22 protein-coding genes are annotated in these 23,099 nt (G+C 64.1%); 5 read left to right on the top strand and 17 right to left on the bottom strand.

Annotated features, from left to right (window positions below; genetic code table 11):
- Positions 1-43 precede the first annotated feature (43 nt).
- Genes FJ973_RS26030 through FJ973_RS26040 form a run of 3 tightly spaced genes read left to right on the top strand, consistent with a single transcriptional unit; the run spans position 44 to position 3,232 of the window.
- Positions 44-1,099: a sugar phosphate isomerase/epimerase gene (locus tag FJ973_RS26030; RefSeq protein ID WP_140513799.1), complete on the top strand. Its 1,056-nt coding sequence runs from the start codon at positions 44-46 to the stop codon at positions 1,097-1,099.
- A gap of 55 nt (positions 1,100-1,154) precedes the next feature.
- Positions 1,155-2,342, top strand: a complete 1,188-nt coding sequence (locus FJ973_RS26035) for a Gfo/Idh/MocA family oxidoreductase (RefSeq protein ID WP_140500376.1) — start codon at positions 1,155-1,157, stop codon at positions 2,340-2,342.
- A gap of 38 nt (positions 2,343-2,380) precedes the next feature.
- On the top strand, positions 2,381-3,232 hold the full coding sequence (locus FJ973_RS26040; RefSeq protein WP_140558347.1) for a sugar phosphate isomerase/epimerase: 852 nt from the start codon (positions 2,381-2,383) through the stop codon (positions 3,230-3,232).
- A gap of 220 nt (positions 3,233-3,452) precedes the next feature.
- Here the strand turns inward: FJ973_RS26040 and phnE (FJ973_RS26050) are convergent, their stop codons facing one another.
- The 11 genes from phnE (FJ973_RS26050) to phnG all read right to left on the bottom strand — a co-directional run bounded on the left by phnE (FJ973_RS26050) (position 3,453) and on the right by phnG (position 13,245).
- A complete protein-coding gene (gene phnE, locus FJ973_RS26050) occupies positions 3,453-4,811 on the bottom strand; it encodes a phosphonate ABC transporter, permease protein PhnE (RefSeq protein ID WP_140513797.1) in 1,359 nt (452 codons plus the stop codon).
- A 2-nt stretch (positions 4,812-4,813) separates the two neighbouring features.
- Complete coding sequence (gene phnE / locus FJ973_RS26055; RefSeq protein ID WP_140558348.1) at positions 4,814-5,770, bottom strand: phosphonate ABC transporter, permease protein PhnE; 957 nt, start codon at positions 5,768-5,770, stop codon at positions 4,814-4,816.
- Between the two features lie 58 nt (positions 5,771-5,828).
- Complete coding sequence (gene phnD, locus FJ973_RS26060; RefSeq protein WP_140500369.1) at positions 5,829-6,737, bottom strand: phosphonate ABC transporter substrate-binding protein; 909 nt, start codon at positions 6,735-6,737, stop codon at positions 5,829-5,831.
- Positions 6,738-6,828: 91 nt separating this feature from the next.
- Positions 6,829-7,677, bottom strand: coding sequence for a phosphonate ABC transporter ATP-binding protein (phnC, locus tag FJ973_RS26065; RefSeq protein ID WP_140558350.1), 849 nt, complete (start codon positions 7,675-7,677; stop codon positions 6,829-6,831).
- Between the two features lie 259 nt (positions 7,678-7,936).
- Entirely contained in the window at positions 7,937-8,554 is a 618-nt protein-coding gene (locus FJ973_RS26070; protein WP_140500366.1) for a DapH/DapD/GlmU-related protein, read from the bottom strand.
- A complete protein-coding gene (gene phnL, locus FJ973_RS26075) occupies positions 8,551-9,258 on the bottom strand; it encodes a phosphonate C-P lyase system protein PhnL (RefSeq protein WP_140500320.1) in 708 nt (235 codons plus the stop codon). Before phnL ends, FJ973_RS26070 begins: the two co-directional genes overlap by 4 nt.
- 64 nt (positions 9,259-9,322) lie before the next feature.
- The gene (gene phnK / locus FJ973_RS26080; RefSeq protein ID WP_140558352.1) at positions 9,323-10,099 is read right to left on the bottom strand and encodes a phosphonate C-P lyase system protein PhnK; all 777 of its coding nucleotides are present in this window, start codon (positions 10,097-10,099) and stop codon (positions 9,323-9,325) included.
- The gene (locus FJ973_RS26085) at positions 10,096-11,061 is read right to left on the bottom strand and encodes an alpha-D-ribose 1-methylphosphonate 5-phosphate C-P-lyase PhnJ (RefSeq protein WP_224518920.1); all 966 of its coding nucleotides are present in this window, start codon (positions 11,059-11,061) and stop codon (positions 10,096-10,098) included. Before FJ973_RS26085 ends, phnK begins: the two co-directional genes overlap by 4 nt.
- A complete protein-coding gene (locus FJ973_RS26090; protein ID WP_140500316.1) occupies positions 11,058-12,170 on the bottom strand; it encodes a carbon-phosphorus lyase complex subunit PhnI in 1,113 nt (370 codons plus the stop codon). The genes FJ973_RS26085 and FJ973_RS26090 overlap by 4 nt, the downstream gene beginning before the upstream one ends.
- A 2-nt stretch (positions 12,171-12,172) precedes the next feature.
- Positions 12,173-12,784 (bottom strand): phosphonate C-P lyase system protein PhnH, encoded by a 612-nt coding sequence (phnH, locus tag FJ973_RS26095; protein ID WP_140500314.1) that lies wholly within the window; start codon positions 12,782-12,784, stop codon positions 12,173-12,175.
- Complete coding sequence (gene phnG / locus FJ973_RS26100; protein ID WP_140500313.1) at positions 12,784-13,245, bottom strand: phosphonate C-P lyase system protein PhnG; 462 nt, start codon at positions 13,243-13,245, stop codon at positions 12,784-12,786. Before phnG ends, phnH begins: the two co-directional genes overlap by 1 nt.
- Positions 13,246-13,361: 116 nt before the next feature.
- Between phnG and phnF the strand changes: the two genes are divergently transcribed.
- Positions 13,362-14,111 carry a phosphonate metabolism transcriptional regulator PhnF gene (gene phnF / locus FJ973_RS26105; protein ID WP_140513789.1) on the top strand — a complete coding sequence of 250 codons (750 nt, stop codon included), beginning with the start codon at positions 13,362-13,364 and terminating at the stop codon, positions 14,109-14,111.
- Between the two features lie 123 nt (positions 14,112-14,234).
- Here the strand turns inward: phnF and FJ973_RS26110 are convergent, their stop codons facing one another.
- From FJ973_RS26110 to FJ973_RS26135, 6 genes are all read right to left on the bottom strand, one after another.
- Entirely contained in the window at positions 14,235-15,254 is a 1,020-nt protein-coding gene (locus tag FJ973_RS26110) for a zinc-binding alcohol dehydrogenase family protein (protein ID WP_140558354.1), read from the bottom strand.
- A 61-nt stretch (positions 15,255-15,315) separates the two neighbouring features.
- Complete coding sequence (locus tag FJ973_RS26115) at positions 15,316-16,284, bottom strand: ABC transporter permease (RefSeq protein WP_140500307.1); 969 nt, start codon at positions 16,282-16,284, stop codon at positions 15,316-15,318.
- Positions 16,281-17,834 (bottom strand): sugar ABC transporter ATP-binding protein, encoded by a 1,554-nt coding sequence (locus FJ973_RS26120; protein ID WP_140500305.1) that lies wholly within the window; start codon positions 17,832-17,834, stop codon positions 16,281-16,283. The genes FJ973_RS26115 and FJ973_RS26120 overlap by 4 nt, the downstream gene beginning before the upstream one ends.
- 62 nt (positions 17,835-17,896) lie before the next feature.
- Positions 17,897-18,892, bottom strand: coding sequence for an ABC transporter substrate-binding protein (locus FJ973_RS26125; protein ID WP_140513786.1), 996 nt, complete (start codon positions 18,890-18,892; stop codon positions 17,897-17,899).
- Positions 18,893-19,228: 336 nt separating this feature from the next.
- Positions 19,229-20,227 (bottom strand): aldo/keto reductase, encoded by a 999-nt coding sequence (locus FJ973_RS26130; RefSeq protein ID WP_140522562.1) that lies wholly within the window; start codon positions 20,225-20,227, stop codon positions 19,229-19,231.
- A gap of 112 nt (positions 20,228-20,339) precedes the next feature.
- The gene (locus tag FJ973_RS26135; protein WP_140558355.1) at positions 20,340-21,845 is read right to left on the bottom strand and encodes an altronate dehydratase family protein; all 1,506 of its coding nucleotides are present in this window, start codon (positions 21,843-21,845) and stop codon (positions 20,340-20,342) included.
- Between the two features lie 252 nt (positions 21,846-22,097).
- Here FJ973_RS26135 and FJ973_RS26140 point away from each other — a divergent pair, with 252 nt between their 5' ends.
- Positions 22,098-23,000 carry a GntR family transcriptional regulator gene (locus FJ973_RS26140; RefSeq protein ID WP_140558357.1) on the top strand — a complete coding sequence of 301 codons (903 nt, stop codon included), beginning with the start codon at positions 22,098-22,100 and terminating at the stop codon, positions 22,998-23,000.
- The last annotated feature ends 99 nt before the right edge of the window (positions 23,001-23,099 follow it).

The following is a 23,099-nucleotide window of genomic DNA, read 5'->3' on the forward strand; positions in this document are numbered from 1 at the left end:
TCGGCGCTATGCTCGGGCGCGACAACAATGAGGGAGGATGCCGATGCCTACGACGATGAAGGGCCCTGGACTGTTCCTGGCGCAGTTCGCGGGCGATGCAGCGCCGTTCAATTCGCTTGCATCGATCACAAAATGGGCGGCCGGCCTCGGCTATAAGGGCGTGCAGATCCCGACCTGGGACGCGCGCTTGTTCGACCTCCAAAAGGCTGCGTCTTCCAAGGCCTATTGCGACGAGGTGAAGGGCATCTGTGCCGACGCCGGCGTTGAGATCACCGAACTATCGACGCATCTGCAGGGGCAATTGGTGGCGGTGCATCCGGCCTATGACGCGCAGTTCGACGGCTTTGCGCCGGCTTCGGTGCACAACAACCCCAAAGCGCGGCAACAATGGGCGGTCGAACAGATGCAGTTCGGGGCCAAGGCGTCGCGCAATCTCGGGCTCGACGTCTCGGTGAGCTTCAGCGGCGCGCTGGCTTTCCCCTACCTCTATCCCTGGCCACAGCGGCCGGCCGGATTGATCGAAGAGGCGTTCGCAGAACTAGGCAAGCGCTGGAAGCCGATCCTCGATGTCTACGAGGACAATGGCGTCGACGTCGGCTACGAAATCCATCCCGGCGAGGATGTGTTCGACGGGGCGACGTTCGAGATGTTCCTCGACGCGGTCGGCGGCCACAAGCGCTGCAACATCAATTACGATCCGTCGCACTTCCTGTTGCAGCAGCTCGACTATCTCGAATTCATCGACATCTACCACGAGCGCATCAAGGCCTTCCACGTCAAGGACGCCGAGTTCAATCCGACCGGGCGGCAAGGCGTTTATTCCGGCTACCAGAGCTGGACGAACCGCGCCGGCCGCTTCCGCTCGCTCGGCGACGGACAAGTGGATTTCGGCGGCATCTTCTCCAAGCTGACGCAGTACAATTATGATTCCTGGGCGGTGCTGGAGTGGGAGTGCTGCCTGAAGCATCCGGAAGATGGCGCGGCCGAAGGCGCGCCCTTCATCCAGCACCACATTATCCGGGTGACGGAGAAGGCGTTCGACGATTTCGCCGGCGGTGCCACGGATAAGAAGGTGCTGCGCGCCATGATGGGAATCTAGCGCGGGTTTTCCCTCTCCCTCGAGGGGGAGGTATCTCAGACACGAGGGAGACGACATGGTCGGTGCATCGAAGTCGGAAACGGGAGGCGGCCCGATCCGCTATGGCATGGTCGGTGGCGGGCAAGGCGCTTTCATCGGCGCGGTGCACCGGATCGCGGCGCGCATGGACAATGAGTTCGTGCTGGTCGCCGGCGCGCTGTCGTCCGATCCGGCGCGCGCCAAGGCCTCTGCCGCCGAGCTCGGGCTCGACCCTTCGCGCAGCTACGCGTCCTATGCCGAGATGGCCAAGGCCGAGGCAAAGCGCCCGGATGGCATCGAGGCGGTGGCCATCGTCACTCCGAACAATGTGCATGTGCCGGCGGCCAGGGCGTTTCTTGAAGCCGGCATCCATGTCATCTGCGACAAGCCGCTGGCGACGACGCTGGCCGAGGCAAAGAAGCTCGCGGCGATCGTCGAGAAGACCGGCAAGGTGTTCGTGCTGACCCACAATTACACCGCCTATCCGATGATCCGCCAGGCGCGCGAGATGGTGGCCAAGGGCGTGCTCGGCGACATCCGCATCGTGCAGTCGGAATATCCGCAGGACTGGCTGACGGAGGACCTTGCCGCCACCGGTCAAAAACAGGCGGCGTGGCGTTCCGACCCCAAGCAGGCCGGTGCCGGCGGCGCGCTCGGCGACATCGGCACGCATGCCTACAATCTTGCCCGCTTTGTCTCCGGGCTGGAACTCGACACGCTGTCGGCCGATCTCGACGCCTTCGTGCCGGGACGGCAGCTCGACGACAATGTCAACGTGATGCTGCGCTTCAAGCCGGTCGGCAAGACGCATGCGGCAAAAGGCATGATCTGGGCAAGCCAGGTGGCGCCCGGCCATGAGAACGGGCTGAAGCTGCGCATCTATGGTTCGAAGGGCGGGCTGGAATGGGTGCAGGCCGATCCGAACTATCTCTGGTATACGCCGTTCGGCCAGCCCAAGCAGCTGATCACCCGCAACGGTGCCGGCGCGTTGCCGGTTGCGGGCCGTGTCAGCCGCGTTCCTTCCGGCCATCCCGAAGGCTATCTCGAAGGCTTCGCCAACATCTACCAGGAGGCCGCGCGCGCCATCCGCGCCGCGCGGCGCAAGGGCGGCAAGCCTGCCAAGGACGTCGTGTTCCCGACCATTCAGGACGGCGTGGAGGGCATGGCCTTCATCGAGGCCTGCGTGAAATCGTCGAAGAAGAATGGAGCGTGGACGAAACTTTAAATTGACCTCGCGGGGGATCATTTTGGGGAGGGGCGTCGATGAAAATCGGCATGTGCATGTTCTTGTGGACGACGGCCGTATCGAAGAAGCACGAGCCATTGCTTCGCGACATCAAGGCCACCGGCTTCGACGGCGTCGAGATACCGATCTTTGCCGGTATGCCGGACGACTACAGAAAACTCGGCGAGTTGCTCGATCGCATAGGGCTTGAACGGACCGCCGTTTCAGCGATGGGCGATCCGGCGATGAACCTGATCTCGGCCGATGCGGCAACGCGCAAGGCCGGCGTCGACTACATGAAATGGGCGATCGATTGTGCAGATGCCCTCGGCGCCCGAACTTTGAGCGGCCCGCTGCATTCGACACTCGGCGCCTTTTCCGGGTCCGGGCCGACCGCGGCCGAGAGGAAACGTTCCGTCGCCTCGCAGCGCGCCATCGGCGATCATGCCGGCAAGCGGAACGTCACCATCGGGCTCGAGGCGCTCAACCGCTTCGAATGCTATCTCCTCAACACGATGGCCGACCTGTCGGAGCATATCGATGCCATCGACCGGCCGCACATCAAGGCGATGTACGACACCTTCCACGCCAATATCGAGGAGGCCGACCCGATCGGCGCCTATACGAAGCATCGCAGGAATGTCGTGCATATCCATATATCGGAGAACGATCGCGGCGTGCCGGGGCGCGGCAACATCCCCTGGAAGGAAACATTCTCGGCCATCCGCAAGAGCGGCTACGACGACTGGCTGACGATCGAGGCGTTTGGACGTTCGCTGAAGGATCTCGCGGCGGCGACCAAGGTGTGGCGCGATTTTTCCGAGAGCCCGGAAGCGGTTTATCGGGATGGATATAAGCATATCAAGAACGGGTGGAAGAAGGCCGCCTAGGTGCCTTGGTCGGGCGATAGTGACGCGAACAAGACCTGCGTCGGCGACCTTTGGCGGATAGAAAGAAGCCTCGGCCTAGGGCGACAGGCGTCAGCCAGGACGGCCTGGCGCCATTCCTCTCCCCCGTCGATCGGGGGAGAGGTGTCGAGCGCAGCTCGACGGAGTGGGGGTCGATCCTTGGCGCGGCACTATACGATGCCCGTGCTTATGCGTCACAAGGTTAGCCCTGCTCGGCCTGCAACCTGTTGTAGTCGTGAATCGTCCGGCTCAGCCTGCGGCGCAGGAAATTGGAAATGTTGTCGAAGATGAAGACCACGACCAGCGTCAGCAGCACCATGTAGAAGACGTTGGCCCAGTTGGAATTGGTGCGCATCGCTTCCCACAGTTTCAGGCCGATGCCGCCGGCACCGACGGCGCCGATGATGGTCGCGCCCCTGGTGTTGGATTCCCACTGATAGAGCGTCTGGCTGATGAACACCGGCACCACTTCCGGCAGTACGCCGTAGCGCTGCACCAGAAGACGGTTGGCGCCTGTCGACACAACACCCTCGCGCGGCTTGTCATCGATGTTCTCCAGCGCCTCGGAATAGGTTTTGCCGAGCGTGCCGATCTCGGTGAAGAAGATCGCGGCGCTGCCGGCCAGCGGACCCGGTCCGAAGGCGCGCGTGAAGAACAGTGCCCAGATCAGCATATCGATGGAGCGCATGAAGTCGAAGAAGCGCTTGAGCAGCTGGTTGACCAGCCGGTTGGGGGTGATGTTGCGGGCGGCGAAGAAGGCGAGCGGGAAGGCGACGATGCCGCCGAGCGCGGTGCCGAGAAAGGCCATGACGATGGTCTGCAACAGCTTTGTCCAGACATCGCCATGCTGCCACTGCGCATTGTTCCAGATGTTGTTGCCGGCGAGCGCCAGATTGGAGGTGCCCGCTTTCAGCTCGGGGCCCGACGTGATCAGTGACACCACCTCGCCGGCGGATTTTCCGAAGAAGGGCGAGCGTGTGTCGAAGACGAAGTTCGCCCAGCCGAGAAAGCGCTTGCGGATCCTGACGCGATCGGGGGCGACGCGGACCTCGCCGGCGAAGCCCATGTCGGCGACGACCTCATCCTCATGCACGGTGACCCAGTCGGGAACAGGTCCCGAGACCAGTGGCTTGCCGCTGTCCAGCGCCACCGCCACGCTCGTCCCAGCGGCGACGATCGTTGCTCGTGCCTTGTCGAAGGTGACCGACTTCGCCGTGCCGTCGATCAGGACCGTCACCGAACCGTCGGCGTTGGTCTTGACCCAATCCGGGTGGGGATTGGGGCCGAGTACAGAAAAGCGGGGGTATTTGGCCGTTATCTGCGGCTCGTCGAGGCGGAAGATCGGCTGCACGTCGTAACTGATCCACTGGGTCAGGAACAGCGGCAGCCGCTCCCAATGCGATTCCCGCAGCACTTGCGGCAGATTGAAGAACCACAGCGCGTAGAGCAGGTAGAGCAAGATGCCGCCAAGCAGCAGCAGCGGCCCGAAACGCTTGTGGAACGGCCGGCGGAACACTTGCGGGAAGCGTTCCTCGATCGACTGGATTTCGGCGGCGGTCATGATCAGGCGCTCATCACAAAGGCCTGTTCGCCGACCAGCTTGCGGCGCAGCCAGGCGGAGAACTGGTCGACGATGAAGATGGTCGTGAACAGGAGCAGCACCAAGGCTATCGTCTTGGCGCCGAAGCCGCGCGAGATCGACAGCTTCAGCTCCTCGCCGATGCCGCCGCCGCCGACCGCGCCCATGATGGTGGAGATGCGCACGTTGATCTCGATCCTGAGCAGCGTATAGGACATGAAATTGGGCAGCACCTGCGGCAGGCCGGCAAAGCGTACCCGTTCGAACCAGTTGGCGCCGACGGCCCGCAGGCCTTCCTCGGCGCGCATGTCGATGTTCTCGTTGATCTCATAGAACAGCTTGCCCAACGCGCCGATCGAATGCAGACCGATGGCGATGATGGCGGCGATCGGACCTATCGAAACGATGGCCGCGAACAGGCCGGCGATGACGATCTCGGGAAAAGCCCGCAGCAGTTCCATGAAGCGCTTGACGACAAGCCGCAGCAGCGGATGCGGCGTCAGGTTGCGCGCCGCGATGAAGGAGAACGGCACGGCGAAGACGAAACCAATTGATGTCGAGACCAGCGCCACGTTAAGCGTGGTCAGCATCAGCTCGAAATATTCGGGGATGTAGAAGCCGCCCCAGACATAGGCGCGGCCGAGCGGAAAGTTGAATTCCTGCGTGCCGGTGTCATGCGGGGAGGCGATGTCGAACAGCGCCCGCCAGACATCGTTCCAGTCCTTGGGAACGAGCCAGCTCAGGAAATCCAGTATGTGCGGAAGCCGGTCGAAGAAGTGTCCGGCGTTGGCATCGTCGGCGAACCACATGGTGCCGCCGAGTGCGACCAACAGCAGGCCGACGCCGATGGCGGTGTAGAGCCGGCGCAAGGAGGTCTGGCGACGCCAGGCGTCGGCCATCTGGTGCGTGGCGCCGGAAGGAGCTGTCAGGGAAAGGGTCATGGTCGGAGATGCAAGAAGGGCGGCGTTTTCTCGACGCCGCCCTTCCTGACTTCTGCCTTTAGCCGCCGATGGCTGCCTTACGGGCTTCGACGATGACGTTATAGAAATCCGCCTTCACCGGAACGTAGCCGGTAAAATCACCGCCTTCGACGCCTTCGAAGCAAGCCTTGTCCTTCTTGGGCAGGTCGGTGAAGAAGGCCGCCAGCTTGGCCGTCATCTCGTCGCCGAGCGCCGTGCGCACGACCAGCGGACCGTTCGGGATCAGGCCCGAGCGCCAGACCTCGACGAAGTCGTTGGGGTCGACGGCGCCCTTGGCGACTTCCTTGTGGAAGGTGCCGGAGGTGTAGCCGTCCTTGAAGTCGCCGATGCCGGAGGAATCGTCCACGGCCACGTCGACCTTGCCGTCTCGCACGGCGAGCACATTGTTCTCATGGCCGCCATTGAACTGGGTCGAGGCGAAGAAGGTCTCGTTCGACGCGCCCGTGTCCTTCGGAATCTGCGTCAGCGGGATCAGATAGCCGGAGGTCGAATCCGGATCGGCGTAGCCGAGCTTCTTGCCCTTGGCCGACTTGATGTCGGTGATGCCGGAAGACTTCAGCGCCAGGCCGATCGAATAGTAGCCGGTCGCGCCGTCGGTCTGCTGGGTGGTGAGGATCGGGGTCACCGCCTTGGGATCCTTGAGGACGACGCTGGCATAGCCGGAAGCGCCGAGTTCGGCGAAGTCGAGCGTGCCGCCGAGAAGGCCCTGGATGACGCCGTCATAGTCGGCGGCCGGGAACAGCGAGACCTTCTCGAAGCCGAATTCGGCCTTCAGGTGATCGGCCAGGCACTGGTAGTTGCGCAGCCGGTCGGTTTCGTTCTCGCCGCCGAGGATGCCGACGCGGAATTCCTTCATATCGGCGGCATGCGCCGCGCCGGTGGCCATTGCGAGCACCGAAACGGCGCTGAAAACCATCTTCCTGAACATCTGATTTTTCTCCTGTGGGTTCCGGCCCCGCGCCGGCGGCGTTGGTGATTTTGACGGGTGCCCTGACGCGGGCTGGCGATCCAGGTCGCTCTCAGTAACCAGGGAATGCGGGTTCGAGCGGTCCGGCGGATGCGGCGGTCTTTTGCTTGAAGGCAACGCTGGTGGAGGTGATGGCCTCGGAGATTTCGCCGCCATTGCTGTCGGCGCCATAGACGAGACGGACGGCCTCGCGGTTAAGCTCCTCCGGCGGCCCGTCGAACACGACCTTGCCCGCGGCCATGCCGATGATACGGTTGCAATAGGTACGGGCGGTGTCCAGCGTGTGCAGGTTGGTGACCACGGTGATGCCTTCGCGCAAATTGATGTCCTGCAGCGAATCCATCACCACCTTGGCGTTGAGCGGGTCGAGCGAAGCGATCGGTTCGTCGGCCAGGATCACCCGGGGCTGCTGCATCATGGCGCGGGCAATGGCGACACGCTGCTGCTGGCCGCCCGACAAGGTGCCTGCGGGCTGCAGCGCGGTACGGGCGATATCGAGCCGCTCGAGGGCGGCGACCGCCTGCGCACATTCGGTTCGCGAGAACATGCCGAAAAGGTTCGACAGGGTCGGACGATGGTTCAGCCGGCCGAGCAGCACATTGGTCAGCACGTCGAGGCGCGGAACAAGGTTGAATTGCTGGAAGATCATGGCGCAGTCGCGCTGCCAGCGCCTGAGCGGCGAACCGCGCAATTGCGAGACCTCGGCGCCGTCGAAGAAAATCGATCCATGGCTGGGATCGATGAGGCGGTTGATCATACGCAGAAGGGTCGACTTGCCGGCGCCGGAACGGCCGATGACGCCGACCATCTGACCCTGCGGGATCGAGATGCTGACATCGTTGACGGCGGTGTTCTTGCCAAATCGTCGGGTGACGCCGCGGATTTCGAGCGTGGCTGACATGGTGCGTTCCCGTCCAGTCGCGGTTGAAGGTCCTGTTGACCCTCGCTAGCGCAGCGCCATGAACCTGCGGTGTCGGATTGATGTCAGTTTTGTTACCACCCACAGCCGCGTCGCGCGCGATCAGGCCAGGACCATCAGTTCCTCGAAATGCTCCACGTCCCTGAAACTGCGGAAGGCAGGCGGCTTGAGAAGACAGCCCCCTGCCCGAACTCTATGTAAGGGATGCGAATAGTGAGCAGCCCTATTCCATTCACCACCGTCATCCACCGTATTTTTCCAGGAAAGCTTCGGCCTCGAGCTGACGGAAATCGTCGAGTGCGGCGCGCAGCCTCGCATGGTCCCAATCCCACCAGGCAAGCGCCTGGTAGCGCTCGGCGGTGCGGCGGTCGAAGCGCTCGCGGATCGGCTTTGCCGGCACGCCGGCGACGATGGTGTAGGGAGCGACATCCTTCGATACCACCGCTCCGGCGCCGACGGCGGCGCCATCGCCGACGGTGATGCCGGGCAGGACTGTCGAGCCATGGCCAAGCCATGTGTCGTGGCCGATTGTGACGCGCCTGGCGCGGCGCTCAGCGAAAAATTCGCTCTCGTGTTCGGCATCGTCCCAATAGTCCGATGCGCGGTAGGTGAAATGGTGCAGCGTCGGCCGCCAGGTCGGGTGGTTGGTGGCGTTGATGCGCACGCTTGCCGCGATGTTGGAGAATTTGCCGATCGTCGCACACCAGACGGCGCAGTCCTGCATCATGTAGGAATAGTCGCCGAGTTCGCTTTCCGAAACCCGACAGCGGTCGGCGATTTCGGTCCACCGGCCAAGCGTCGAATTCTCCACGTCCGCCGTCGGGTGGACCAGCGGCGTCTCCGACAATTTCCTGCTCATGCGGCGAGCTTTCCCGGGGCGAAGGCGGTGACGTCGATGATGCGGTCGGCCACCGCTTCGCGCACATCATGGTCGTGGAAGATGCCGAGCAGGGCGACGCCTGCCGCCTTCTTGGCGGCGATGAGTTCGATCACCACATCGCGGTTCCTTGCGTCGAGCGAAGCGGTCGGCTCGTCGAGCAGCAGGATCGGGTGCCCGGTGATGAAGCCACGCGCGATGTTGACGCGCTGCTGCTCGCCGCCGGAGAAGGTCGCCGGCGGCAATGCCCAGAGTTTTTCCGGCAGGTTAAGCTGCGCCAGCAGGGCGCGCGCCTTGCTTCTTGCCGCCTCGCGATCCTCACCGCGCTCTACGAGCGGCTCAGCGACGACGTCGAGCGCCGATACGCGGGGCACGGTGCGCAGGAACTGGCTGACATAGCCGATGGTCTGGCGGCGCACGGCAAGCACGGTGCGCGGGCTGGCGCTGGCAAGGTCGATCAGCCCGTCTTCGTGCGTGACGATGATCTGGCCTTCGTCGACGGCGTAATTGCCGTAGAGCATCTTCAGGATCGAGCTCTTGCCGGCCCCGGACGGGCCGCCGAGCACGGTGCATTCACCGGCGCGGATCGAGAAGGAGACACCGGCGACGACAGGCAGTTTGATGCCGTCGCGCAGATGCATGGTGAAGCTCTTGGCGACGTCGGAAACAACGAGAGGCGTCGGCATCAGAAGGTACTCCAATCGTTATTCGTTTGCGGGCAGGACAGAGGGGGGTGACTTGGCGCCATCGTCAAACCTGCAGAATCGAGGAAACAAGTAATTGCGTGTACGGCGCGCGCGGGTCGTCGAGCACGCGGTCGGTGAGGCCGCTTTCGACGACGCGGCCGTCCTTCATCACCATCATGCGCTGCGACAAAAGCCGCGCCACCGCGAGGTCATGGGTGACGACGATGGCGGCGAGGCCGAGATCGGTGACGAGGCCGCGCAAGAGATCGAGCAGGCGCGCCTGCACCGAGACGTCGAGGCCGCCTGTCGGTTCATCCATGAACACCAGCCGCGGGCCGGTGACGAGGTTGCGGGCAATCTGCAGGCGCTGGCGCATGCCGCCGGAAAAGGCGCGCGGGTCGTCGTCGATGCGGTCTTCCTCGATCTCGACGCGCGACAGCCAGTCGGCGGCGGTGGCGCGGATCTTGCCGTAGTGGCGGTCGCCCACCGCCATCAGCCGCTCGCCGACATTGGCACCGGCCGACACCGTCATGCGCAGGCCGTCGGCCGGATTCTGGTGGACAAAGCCCCAGTCGGTGCGCATCAGGAAGCGGCGCTCGGCCTCGCTCATGCGGTAGAGTTCGCGGAACTGGCCGTCGCGCATGCGGTAGCTGGCGGTGCCGGATGAGGGCAACAGTCGTGTCGACAGGCAGTTGAGCAAAGTCGTCTTGCCGGAGCCGGATTCGCCCACGACAGCCAGGACTTCGCCCGGCCACAGATCGAAGGTGACGTTGTCGCAGCCGACGCGCGAGCCGTAGAATTTGGAGAGCGCCGAAACGCGCAGCAAGGGTTCTTCGGTCATTGTATCTCCTTACCCTCCCCCTTGTGGGGAGGGTCGGCGCGCAGCGCCGGGGTGGGGGCTGCCGATGGGTCGCTACCCCCACCTTCGGCGCGACCTCCCCACAAGGGGGAGGTAGGGGCGCTGCGCCGCTTCTCGCAGTGGTCGGTGTCGGAGCAGACGAACATGTGGCCGCCGTGGTCGTCGAGGATGACCTCGTCGAGATAAACGTTCTCGGCGCCGCACAACGCGCAGGGCTGGTCGAAGGTCTGCACCTCGAACGGATGATCCTCGAAGTCGAGGCTGACCACATCAGTAAAGGGCGGCAGCGCGTAGATGCGCTTCTCGCGGCCGGCGCCGAACAGCTGCAAAGCCGGCGAGCGGTGCATCTTGGGATTGTCGAATTTCGGCGTCGGAGACGGGTCCATCACATAGCGGCCCTCGACCTTCACCGGATAGGCATAGGTGGTGGCGATGCGGCCGTGCTTGGCGATGTCCTCATAGAGCTTCACATGCATGAGGCCGTATTCCTCCAGCGCATGCATTTTGCGCGTTTCGGTCTCGCGTGGCTCGAGAAAGCGCAGGGGCTCGGGGATCGGTACCTGGTAGACCAGCACCTGGCCTGCGGCGAGCGGATGTTCGGGAATGCGGTGGCGGGTCTGGATGATGCTGGCGCTGGCGGTATCGGTCGTAACCGCCACATTGGCGACCTTCTTGAAAAAGGCGCGGATCGAGACCGCATTGGTGGTGTCGTCGGCGCCCTGGTCGATGACCTTCAGCACATCGTCGGGGCCGATGATCGAAGCGGTAACCTGGACGCCGCCGGTGCCCCAGCCATAGGGCATCGGCATTTCGCGCGAGGCGAACGGCACCTGATAGCCGGGAATGGCGATGCCCTTGAGGATCGCGCGGCGGATCATCCGCTTGGTCTGTTCGTCGAGATAAGCGAAGTTGTAGGCGGCGATGTCGGTCGGTTGCGCGCTCATTCCGCGGCCTCTTTCTTCTCTTCAATCTTGCCGGGATTTTCGCGGGCGCCGTACTCGGCGCGCATGCGGCGCACGAGGTCGAGTTCGGCCTGGAAGTCGACATAATGCGGCAGCTTCAGATGTTCGACGAAGCCGGTCGCCTGGACGTTGTCGGAGTGCGAGATGACGAATTCCTCGTCCTGGGCGGCGGCGACAATGTCCTCGCCGAGTTCGCTTGCACGAAGAGCGCGGTCGCAGAGTGCCATGGCCATCGCCTTGCGCTCGCTCTGGCCGAAGACCAGCCCGTAGCCGCGTGTGAATTGCGGTGGCGCCTTGGCCGAGCCCTTGAACTGATTGACCATCTGGCATTCGGTAACGCGCGCGGTACCGAGCGGCACAGCGAAAGGCAGTTCGGGCACGTCGAGCTCCAGCTCGACCTCGCCGATGCGGATCTCGCCGACGAAGGGATGGTTGCGGGCATAGCCGCGCTGCGTGGAATAGCCGAGCGCCAGCAGGAAGCCCTCGTCGCCGCGCGACAGCGCCTGCAGGCGGATGTCGCGAGCCATCGGGAACTCCAGCGGCTCGCGGGTAATGTCGCCGGGGACATGGTCCTGCGGCATGTCTCCGTCCGGCTCGATCAGCCCATCGCGAGCGAGGATCGCCGAGACGCGCGGCATTGGCTGCGCTTCCGTCTCGCGCCGCAAGGGCGCGGCGACATCGGCGCCGGCGGCAAGCTCGGGATCGAGCAGCCGGTGCGTGTAGTCGAAGGTGGGCCCAAGCAACTGGCCGCCGGGCAGGTCCTTGTAGGTCGCCGAAACGCGGCGTTCGACCAGCATGGTGGCGGTGTCGATGGCATTTGTATAGCCAAAGCGCGGCAGCGTGGTGCGGTAGGCCCGCACCAGGAAGATCGCCTCGATCATGTCGCCGCGCGCCTGCACGATAGCGAGTGCGGCGAGTTCGCGATCGTAAAGCGAGCCTTCGCTCATCACCCGGTCGACGCCGAGCGCCAGCTGTTCGACGATCTGGTCGAGGCGCAGTGCCGGTACCGAGCGGTCACCGCGCCGACGGTCAGCGAGCAGGCTGTGGGCGTTGGCGATCGCGGCTTCGCCGCCTTTTACCGCAACATACATCGCTAGGCCTCCGTCGTCTTGATGCGTGTCGTACGCGGCAGGCAGGCGAGGCTGTCATGTGCCGCCAGGATGATGTCGACGCCGCGCGGAAAGCGGTTGATGTTCTGCTTCCACTGCTCGATGAAATGACGCGGCATGCGGGCCGGCGCGATCGTCGCCGTCTTCTCGATGCCAGGACCTTCGAGCAGCAGCGGCGTGCCTGACGTGAGATCGCCTACCTGCAGGATCAATGTGGTCGAGCGGTCGGGATAGTCCTGCGTGCCTTGCGAGAAACCGTCGAGCGCCATCATCTCGGCCGGCGAGGCCACAAACGCGAAATGCGCGTCGGCCGGGGTGTTGGCCAGCGGCGCACCGCTGTGAAAGCCGAGCCAGGACATGACCGCTGCCGAGGCATGCAGGGCCGGGTCGAGCCAGAGCGGCGTGTCATTGTCGCACAATGCCAGCGCAACCGCGCCCGATGTCGCCGAAAGCGGCGCCGGCGGGCGGGCCAGGGCCGGCAAGGGTTGCACGCTGCCCGGCCGCGCCATTGCGTCCATGACGGCGCGAAACACCGTCTGGGCGTTGAACACCGGATCGGCGAACCCGCCCTCGATCGATTGCGCTGCGATATCCATCAATCTTCTCCGCGAACCATGGTGAAGAAATCCACCTTCGTTGCCGCCGTTTCGGCGCGGCGCCTTTCTCGTGCCGTGGTCAAGGCAGCCCGCAGCGGCGCGAGAAGGCCCGTTTCGACCGCCTCTCGGTGGGCGGGGTCCTGCCACAGCGCGTCGGCGATGGCCGCCAGCTTCGCCTTCTGCTTGTCGCGGCCGAGCGCATAGCAATGGCCGACCTGTCCGGACGGCAGGCGCACTGTGGCGCGGGTCACGGTGGCCTCGCCGACATTGAACGGCGCGCCGCCGCCGCCGATGCGGCCGCGCATGGTAACCAGGCCGGTCTCGGGACCGCGCAGCAGTTCGGCCTCGGCAGGCAGGCCGGATTCGTTCCAGAGGCGAACGATGTCGTCGCCGCTGGACTGCGCCAGGGTTGCCATGGCCGCCTTGCGTTCGGCCTGGTCGCGCGCTTCCTGTCCTCGCATGAGCAACACCCTTGCTTCTAATTTGTCTATTGATATAGACAACCATACGAATTATACCCATTACCTAACGCGAGTCCATGACGGGTGCGTGACAGGGGCCGGCCAGGGGCGAAACCGTGAACGGAAAACACGTGGCTGACGGTATCGAGCGGCGCAGCGGCGTCTCGTTGTGGCGCCAGATCGCCGACCGAATCCTGCAATCGATCGCTGCCGGCGATTTTGCCGAGAATGCCGCGCTGCCGCCGGAGGTGGCGCTGGCCGAGCGCTATGGCGTCAACCGTCACACGGTGCGCAGCGCCATCGCGGCGCTCGTGCAAGACGGGGTACTGCGGGCCGAGCAGGGGCGCGGCACTTTCGTGCTGTCGCGCAAGCGGCTGTCCTATCCGATCGGCGCGCGCACGCGATTTTCAACCGGCTTGCAGGGCCAGGCGTCGGAGCGGCATATCGTGCTGCTGGCCTCATCGGTCGAGCCCGCCAGCCGGCGCGTCGCCGAAGCCCTGGGCGTTGCCAGGGGATCGGATGTGATTCGCCTGGAGACGCGCGGCGAGGCCGATGGGAAGCCGGTGTCGCGCGCTTCCGGCTGGTTCGACGCCAGGCGCTTCGCCGGCATCGATGTGGCCATGGCCGAGACCGGGTCGATCACCGCATCGCTCAAGCGTTTCGGCATAGACGATTATCTCAGGCAATCGACGGTGCTGTCGGCGCGTCACGCCGATGCTTCCGACCTTGCCGACCTCGATCTGCAGCCGGGCGGCATCGTGCTGGTCACGGTGGCCGTCAACATGACGCCGGACGGCCGGCCGATCCAATTCGCCGAGGCGCGCTTCCCGGCGGAGCGGGTGGAGCTGAAACTGTCGGCGCTGTAGGCGTGTCGGCCTAACGCTGGAATCAGACCAGCCCGGTCGCGCGCACTTGTCAGCGGCTTGGCGTTTGGGGGTCGACCTGCGCGGGGGTGTGGTCAATTCGGGCCGGGTTCACGGCCTGCCATGTTATGCCCCTACCTCGATCACGGCCTTGATCAGCCCGGATTTCTCATGCGCCCAGCGGGCGAGGTCACGTGGCGTGTCGGCAAGCGTGGTGCGGTGGGTGACGAGCTTGGCCAGCGGCACCGCGCCATCGCGGATCGAAGCGGCGACGTGGTCAAAGTCGGCCCGCAAGGCATTGCGGCTGCCGACAAGCGTCATCTCGCGCTTGTGGAACTCGGGGTCGGAAAAGGCGATGTCGTCCTTGACGACGCTGACCAGCACCAATGTCCCGCCATGCGCGACATGAGCGAAGGCCGACCGCACCGAGCCGGTGTTCCCAGTGGCGTCGAAGACCACGTCGAAGCCTTCGCCTGATGTCGCTTCGCTGACCAGATCGGATGCCGCGCCGCGCGACCCGTCGAGGGTCTTGAAGCCGAGTTCATTGGCGGCGAAGCCGAGCCTTTCGCTGCTCATGTCGAGCAGCGTCACGTCGAGCCCGGCGATGCGGGCGAAGATGGCGGTGCCGAGCCCGATCGGTCCGGCGCCGATGACGAGCGTCCGTGCGCCGGGATCGGCACGCGAGCGCCGCACCGCATGGGCGCCGATGGCCAGGAACTCGACGGCCGCGGCATCGGCCAACGACAGGCCGTTGGCTGGATAGAGGTTTTGTTCCGGGATAAGGATCTGTTCGCACATGGCGCCGTCGCGATGCACGCCGAGCACTTCGATCCGGACACAGCAATTGGGTTTACCGTGCCGGCAGGCGATGCATTTGCCGCACGCCAGATAGGGATTGATGATGACCGGCTCGCCCGTGGCAAGACCAACGCCTTCGCCCGCCTCGACGATGGTCCCCGACACTTCATGGCCCATGATGCGGGGGTAGGCGAGGAAGGGATGCTTGCCCTCGAATATGTGGTAGTCGGTGCCGCAGATGCCGACATGGCTGACCGCCACCAGCGCCCAGCCGGGAGGCGGCGAGCCAGCCGCGGGACGGTCTTCCACGACAAGGTCGCCGGGCGAACGGCAGACAACGGCTTTCATGCTTCAATCCAGTCGGTTCATGGAATCGTCGGCCGATTTTCGACCCGGCCGGCGATCGATTTTACTTGCCACCTCGGCGGCGCAGGCCGTCGAAGTAGACGATGACGATGATCAACATGCCGGTGATGACGCGCTGCCAGAACGTGTTGACGTTGAGCAGGTTGGCGCCGTTGTTGATGGTGGAGAGGATGAACGAGCCGATCAGCGGCCCGTGCACCGAACCGATAGCGCCGAACAACGACGTGCCGCCGATCACCGACGAGGCGATGGCTTGCAGCTCGTAGGTGTCGCCCTGCGTCGGATTGCCGATGCCGATGCGGGACGCGAGCAGCACGCCGACGAAAGCCGCGCACAGGCCGGACAGCACATAGGCCATGTAGATCGTGCGCGGCACGTTGACGCCGGAGAGGCGCGCGGCTTCCGCGTTCGAGCCGACGGAGAAGAGATAGCGTCCCCATCGCGTGTGGTGCAGGAAGACGTAGGAGGGCAGCGCAACCACGATCACCATCCAGAACAGATAGGGGATCCCCAGCAGCGAGCCGCGCGAAAACGCCTGGAACGCGTCGCTGTTGATCGATATCGAATTGCCATTGGTCATCAGGAGACCGATGCCGCGCAGCGAGGTCATGGTCGCCAGCGTGATGATGAAGGGCGGCAGGCCCATCCTGACGATGCCGAAACCGTGGAACAGGCCGATGGCGACCCCCACCAGCAGCGTCGCCAGAACCGCGATCCAGACCGGCCAGCCGGCATTGATCAGCAGTGCGACGATGACGGTGGCGAAGCCGACGATGGCGCCGACGGAAAGGTCGATGCCGCCGGTGATGATGACGAAGGTCTGGCCGACGGCCAGGATGGCGATCAGAGAACCCTGGCGCAGCAGGTTGGTGATATTGAGCGCCGAAGCGAAGGACGGCGTGGCGACCGCCAGGATGACCCACATCAGAAGCAGCAGGCCAAGCAGCGTCAGCCCGAACAGGGCATTGTAGTTGCGCTTCGGCTTTTCGGCAGGGATCGCCTCGGTGCTCATGTCTGTCCTCCCGTCTTTTCTTGTTTCTCGGCCAGGGCCTGGCTCAGAATGTCCTCGTGATCGGCGGTGCGGAAACCATGCGTGGCCACCAGCTTGCCGCGCCTGAACACATGCAGCGTGTCAGCCAGTTCGTAGACCTCAGGCAGATAGGACGAGATCAGGATGATGCCCGCGCCCTTGGACAACAGCACACTGAACAGCCGGTAGATCTCGGCCTTGGTGCCTACATCGACGCCGACCGTCGGCTCGTCGAAGATGAACAGTTTGGCGCCGTGCGCCAGCCACTTGCCGATGACGATCTTCTGCTGGTTGCCGCCCGACAGGCTGGAGGCCAGCGCGCCGCGCGTCGGCGTCTTGATCCTGAGGTCGGCGATCTGCCGGTCCGCCTCGGCCTTCTCCTGCGCAGACGAGATCAGCAGATTTTTCGATATGCGCTTGTAGATCGGCAGGTTGAGATTCAATGCAACCGGCAGGTTGAGGCACAGGCCCTGGTCGCGGCGGCTTTCCGGTGCCAGCGCCATGCCGAGCTTGATGGCGTCGTGCTCGGAGTTGACCTGCACCTCCTTGCCTTCCCACAACACCTGGCCGGCCGATTTGCGGTGGCGGCCGTAGAGGGTGGTGACGAATTCGCTGCGGCCGGCTCCGATCAGGCCGTAGAGCCCGACGATCTCGCCCGCGCGCACCGACAGAGAGACATTCTCGAAACCCTTGCCGGACAGGTTCCGCGCCTCGGCGATGACGGCGCCCGGCGTGAAATGCTCCTTGTGATAGATCTGCTCGATCGAGCGGTTGATCATCAGCTTGACCAGCTCCGGCTCATTGGTCTCGGCGATGTTGCGGGTGCCGACCAGCGTGCCGTCACGCAGCACCGAGACGCGGTCGGCGAGCTCGAACACCTCCTCCATGCGATGGCTGATGTAGATGATGGTGACGCCTTCACCCTTCAGGCGGCGGATCAGCGTGAACAGCTGGTCGGCCTCCTTGCGGGTGAGGTAGGCGGTCGGCTCGTCGAAAATCAGGAATTTGGTGCCGCGCACGGTGGCTCGGGCGGCGGCGATCAGCTGCTGCTGGCCGATGGTGAGATCGCCGAGCACGACATGCGCCGGCAGGTCGAAGCCGAGACCGTCGATGATCTTCTGCGCTTCCCTGACCATGGCTCGTTGCTGGAGGATGCCGAAGCGCGAGTTCTCCTCGCCGAGGAACATGTTGGCGGCGACGGTCAGGTGACGGCAGAGCACGACTTCCTGGTGCACGGCGTTGATGCCGAGCGCCATGGCTTCGTGCGGCGTCGCCAGGGCAGCCGGCTTGCCTTCCCACACAACCTCTCCGGAGGTGCGCGGGATGACGCCGGTCAGAAGTTTGATCAGGGTCGATTTGCCGGCACCGTTCTCGCCGACGATGGCGTGGATCTCTCCCGCCTTGAAGGCCAGGGTCACAGGCTTCAGCGCATGCGTGCCGGGATACCGCTTTTCCAGACCCTGCAGCTCGAGGATCGTCCTGCCGGGCTCCAGCACGGGGGCCGGATGCAGTTCCTGCGCGGTCGACGTCATGGCAATCCTCCCTGTTGTTTCCGGGGCGCAGAGGCCCCGGAAACAGTTGCGCGTGCCGATGCTCAGTTGAGCTTCGGGTTGAGCAGCGCGTCGATCTTGGGATCCTTCATGTTGGCCTTGGTGACCAGGTTGGCGCCGGTGTCGACATTGGTCTCGACCTTTTCGCCCTTGGAGGCGGCAAGCGCGGTCTTGATGCCGTCATAGCCCATCCGGTAGGGATCCTGGACGACGAGGGCGGAAATGACGCCGTCGTTGAGGAACTTGATCAGCTTCTCGTCGCTGTCGAAGCCAACCAGCGCCAGCTTGCCGCCGAGGCTGTTTTCGGCGACAGCCTGCCCGACGCCCTGCGCCATGATCAGGTTGGAAGCGAAAATACCCTTGAGGTTCGGATTGGCGGTGATCAGGTCGGTGGCGATGTTGAGGCCGGTGGTGGCCTGGCCGTCGGCATATTTGTCGGCGACCAGCTTCAGGCCCGGATATTTCGCCTTGAGCTGTTCGATGAAGCCCTGCTTGCGCTGTTCGAGCGAGCCGGCGCCAGGCGTGTTGGTGATCAGGGCAACGTCGCCCTCGATCTTGCCGCCATTGGCTTCGCCGATGGCCGCTGCGAGGCCGTCAGCGGCGACGCGGCCGCCCTGGACGTTGTCAGTGGTCAGGAAGGAGGTGAAGGCCTTGGAGTCGGCGCCGGAATCGATGCCGATAACCTTGACCTTGGCGGCGGCTTCGTCGATCGGCTTGCCGAGCGCCTTGAACTCGGTCGGCGAGATGACGATCGCCGCCGGATTGCTGGCGACGGCGTTTTCGAGGATCGAGATCTGGCCGTTGACGTCAGTTTCTGCCTGGGCGCCGAGCTCCGGCACGTTGACGCCGAGATCCTTGCCGGCCTTGCGGGCCCCGGCCAGAACGATCTGCCAGTAGAAGGACGTGGTGTCCTTGACGATGATCGGAATGGTCACGTCCGCCGCCGAAACCGGCGCCGAGTGCATGACGCCGGCAAGCATCGACGCGGCCGCCAGCGCCATGACTGCGCGGCGATTGAGAATGCTGGTCACGAATTTCATGGAATTCCTCCCTAGGTCGCCCGGTGAACGATACGGAAGCTCGGTTCGGATAGGCGTAGCCAAACAGAACTTTATCAATAAAAAACAGTTGCAGCATTTTGATAGTGCATCGATCCGGTCGATGCAAGCGGTGTTTATGCCATCCTCGGGGCACGGCGGTCATGACCGCACTGGCGCCTTGCTCTCCCCACGCTGCCCGACGCTTCCGTTTCGCGTGACTAACGTATGGAATATTAATTCCATAAATTAGTCAACATAGAATGCCCGTTCCTTCTTCGGTTCGCGGGATCGTGAAGCCCCGCGATCGCACGCCTTCGCCCGGGCGGATCGGGCACTTCATGCCAATTCCTGCACTACGGTGTAGGGGCGGTATCTGGCGTAGTCCGCCTGAGGCACGTCGACATCAAGCAGTTCGAGATTGCGGGTCAGGTTCGCCAGCTTGGCGGTGCCGGTCAGCACGGTGGCGACCGAGGATTCCTGGAGGGGGAACTGGAACGCGGCGGCGGCGAGCGGGTAACCACCTTCGGCGGCGATCCGCTCCATCGCGCCGACGCGGTCGAGCACGTCACCGCTGGCGGGCTTGTAGTCGAAATGGGCGCCCTGCACCGGTCCGGTCGCCAATATGCCGGAGTTGAACACACCGCCGATGACCAGCGAAGTCTGTCGGGCGCGGCAGAGCGGCAAAAGTTCGGCTTCGGCGCTGCGATCGAGCAAGGAATAGCGGCTGGCGAGCAGGATACAATCGAGCGGCGCGCGACGCATCACGTCGAGACATATCCGGACTTCGTTGACGCCGAGCCCGTAGGCGGAAATGACGCCGGAGTTTTTCAGTTCTTCGAGCGCCTTGAGCCCACCGTCCATCAACTGGCGAAAGTGCATTTTGGTCTTCTCGACGCCATGCGTGTACACGCCGATGTCGTGCACAAACAGGATGTCTATCCTGTTTAGACCAAGCCGCGCATAGCTGAAGTCGACCGAGCGCATGATGCCGTCATAGGAATAGTCGTAGTCGAGCGCGAAGGGCAGCGGATCGACATAGGAGTGATCGGGAACCTGATCCTCCGGAACGGGCCGGAACAGGCGCCCGACCTTGGTCGACAGCACATAGGAATCGCGCGGCTTATAGCGCAGGAAGTCGCCGAAACGCCGCTCCGACAGGCCGAAACCATAGAAGGGCGCGGTGTCGAAATAGCGCAGGCCCGCCTCCCACGCGCCTTGCAACGTTTCCATCGCCGCCTCGCGCGAACAGGCGCGGTAGAGCCCGCCGATCGCGGCACCGCCGAAGCTTACTTCGGTGACCTCGAGCGCCGTCTGGCCGATGCGGCGTTTTTCCATGCACAACCTCCCCGTTGCCCGCCATTATCCGGCGCGGCAGATTCCAAGACCTCAAGCCGCAGCATTCCAGGAAAGTTCGCGGCCACTTTCCGGACTGCGCGACTTCAAAGAGTTAGAGCGTCGCGCCGAGATGCCAGGGCACGAACTCGTTGTCGCCGTAGCCGAAATCCTCGCTCTTGGTCTTGCGGCCGGAGGCCGTCTCGACGATCAGTTCGAAGATCTCGCGGCCCATGCCGGCGATGGTCTTCTCGCCGGAGGCGATGACGCCGCAATTGACGTCCATGTCCTCTTCCATCTGATGATACATGGTCGAGTTGGTGGCGACCTTGATCGACGGCGTCGGCCGGCAGCCAAAGCAGGAGCCGCGGCCGGTGGTGAAGACGATGATGTTGGCGCCGCCCGCCACCTGGCCGGTGGCGGACACCGGGTCGTAGCCGGGCGTGTCCATGAACACCAGCCCGCTGCCGGTGACCTTTTCGGCATAGCCGAAGACGCCGTTGAGCGGCGTCTGGCCGCCCTTGGCTACCGCGCCCAGCGATTTCTCCAGGATGGTGGTGAGGCCGCCGCGCTTGTTGCCGGGCGAGGGGTTGTTGTCGATCGAGGCGCCGTGCTTGGCGACGTGGTCTTCCCACCACTTGACGTAGCCATCGAGCTTCTTGGCGATCTCGGGCGTCGCGGCGCGATAGGCGAGCAGATGTTCGGCGCCGTAGATTTCCGTCGTCTCGGAGAGAATACCGATGCCGCCGACGCCGGCCAGAATGTCTACCGCAGCGCCCAGCGCCGGATTGGCCGTGATGCCCGACATGCCGTCGGAGCCGCCGCATTGCAGGCCGACGACGATCTCGCTCACGGGGATCGGTTCGCGCTTGAGCTCGCCGACTTCCTCGGCGATCTCGGCCAGTACGCCCATGGCCTTTTCGACCGATTTGCGCGACCCGCCGGCGTCCTGGATGTTGAAATGGCGCTTACCGGCGGCCGCACCCTTCTGGCCGTACAGCGTGAGCTGGTTGACCTCGCAGCCGAGCCCGACCATCAGCACGCCGCCGAAATTGGGGTGGCGGGCATAGCCGGCCAATGTGCGGTGCAGCACCATCATCCCGTCGCCGGTGGCGCTCATGCCGCAGCCCTGGCCGTGGACGATCGGGACGAAGCCGTCGATGCCGGGATATTTTGGCAGCAGCGTGCGGTTGGCCGCGTCGGCGATGGCGTGGCAGACGGTGGCCGAACAGTTGACGCTGGCGATGATGCCGATGAAGTTGCGCGTGCCGGCGCGGCCGTCGGCGCGGCGATAACCCATGAAGGTGCGGGCGCGGTCGGCCTCGGTCGCATGCTCGGCCTCGCTTGGCGGCACCACCGGCAGGCGGCCGGCCTCGAACACCAGATTGTGCGAATGGACATGCTCGCCGGGCGCGATGTCCTGCGTGGCGCGGCCGATCGCCTGGGCATATTTGACCACGGCGGACCCGGCGGGAATCGGCTTGATCGCCACCTTGTGGCCGGGCTCGATGACGGCGGCGGCAAGCGCGCCGCCGGGCAGCGCGGTGCCGGTCTCGATGCGGCCGTTGGCGACCGCGACATTGTCGGCTGGGGACAGAAGAATTGAGTTGGAGGCGTTCACGGGCGTTTCCTGGGGTGATCCTGGGAGGCGCGGATTGACACGCGCTTGTTAAGAGTTAATGTCTTTTATCGTGAAAAAACAGTTTTACGTCAATTGTTTTTTCCGGCAGTTCCTGTGCGCCTGGATGAGTAGCGGCGCTGCAACCGGTAAGCGAGCCCCTCGGCAAAGCGATTCCGCTTTCGAGGGTGATAGGAACGTCATATTGCGCTTCAAGCCGGCCGCCGCAAGCGCCGGCCAGCGATGGGTCAGGGCATGTCGAAGAGCAACAACGTCTACAAGGATGCCTATAACAGGTGCCTCAGGCTGCTCGACGAGACGCGCAGCCTGCCTTCGGAACCGGAGCTGGGTACGCTGCTCGGCGTCAGCCGCACCACGGTGCGCAGCATCCTTGCGCGCATGGAAGAAACCGGACTGATCGCCTGGAACAAGCGCGCCAAGACGGTGCTGCGCGAAACGCGCCCCGATGATTTCTTTCCCGAGGAAGAGACCGACACGCTGGCCGAGATCATCGAGCGGTCGTTCATGCGCAGGCTGCTCGCCGGCGGCGCCGAGGCCGGCATGCAGATCAACGAGCTCGAACTGGCGCGCGAGATCGGCGTCGGCACCACCAGCGTGCGCGAGTTCCTGATCCGCTTCTCCCGCTTCGGCCTGATCGAGAAGCGCCGTAACAGCCATTGGGTGCTGAAGGGTTTCACCCGCGCCTTCGCGCTGGAGTTGACGGAAATCCGCGAGATGTTCGAGCTGCGCTCGGCATCGGCGTTCACCGCACTGCCGCAGGACAGCGCGGTGTGGGTCGATCTCGACAATCTCGAAGAGGAACACCGCGGCCTCGCCCGTGACATCGCCACGCGCTTCAACGAGTTCTCGGAGCTCGACGAGCGCTTCCATCGGCTGATCCACCGCGCCTCGCACAACCGCTTCATCGTCGATTTCTATGATGTCATCGCCATGATCTTCCATTACCACTACCAGTGGAACAAGGCGCAGGAGCGCGAGCGCAACGAAATCGCGATCGGCGAGCATCTGGCTTATATCGCGGCGCTCAAATCACGCGACCTGGGCAAGGTCGATGCCGCCTGCCGCAAGCATTTGAAGTCGGCGCGCCAGACGCTGCTGACCTCGATCCCCGAGAGCCGGCACCCACAGAGGCCCTGATCGCGCCGCGTTGCCGCAGCACCGATTTGCCGATTTTCCGTCTCTTGCTGCCGTGGTAGACATCTTCCGGTGATCGCTTGAAGATGCAGATGGTTTGAA

It is taken from the genome of Mesorhizobium sp. B2-1-3, from assembly GCF_006442495.1.
In the GTDB taxonomy this organism is placed as follows: domain Bacteria; phylum Pseudomonadota; class Alphaproteobacteria; order Rhizobiales; family Rhizobiaceae; genus Mesorhizobium.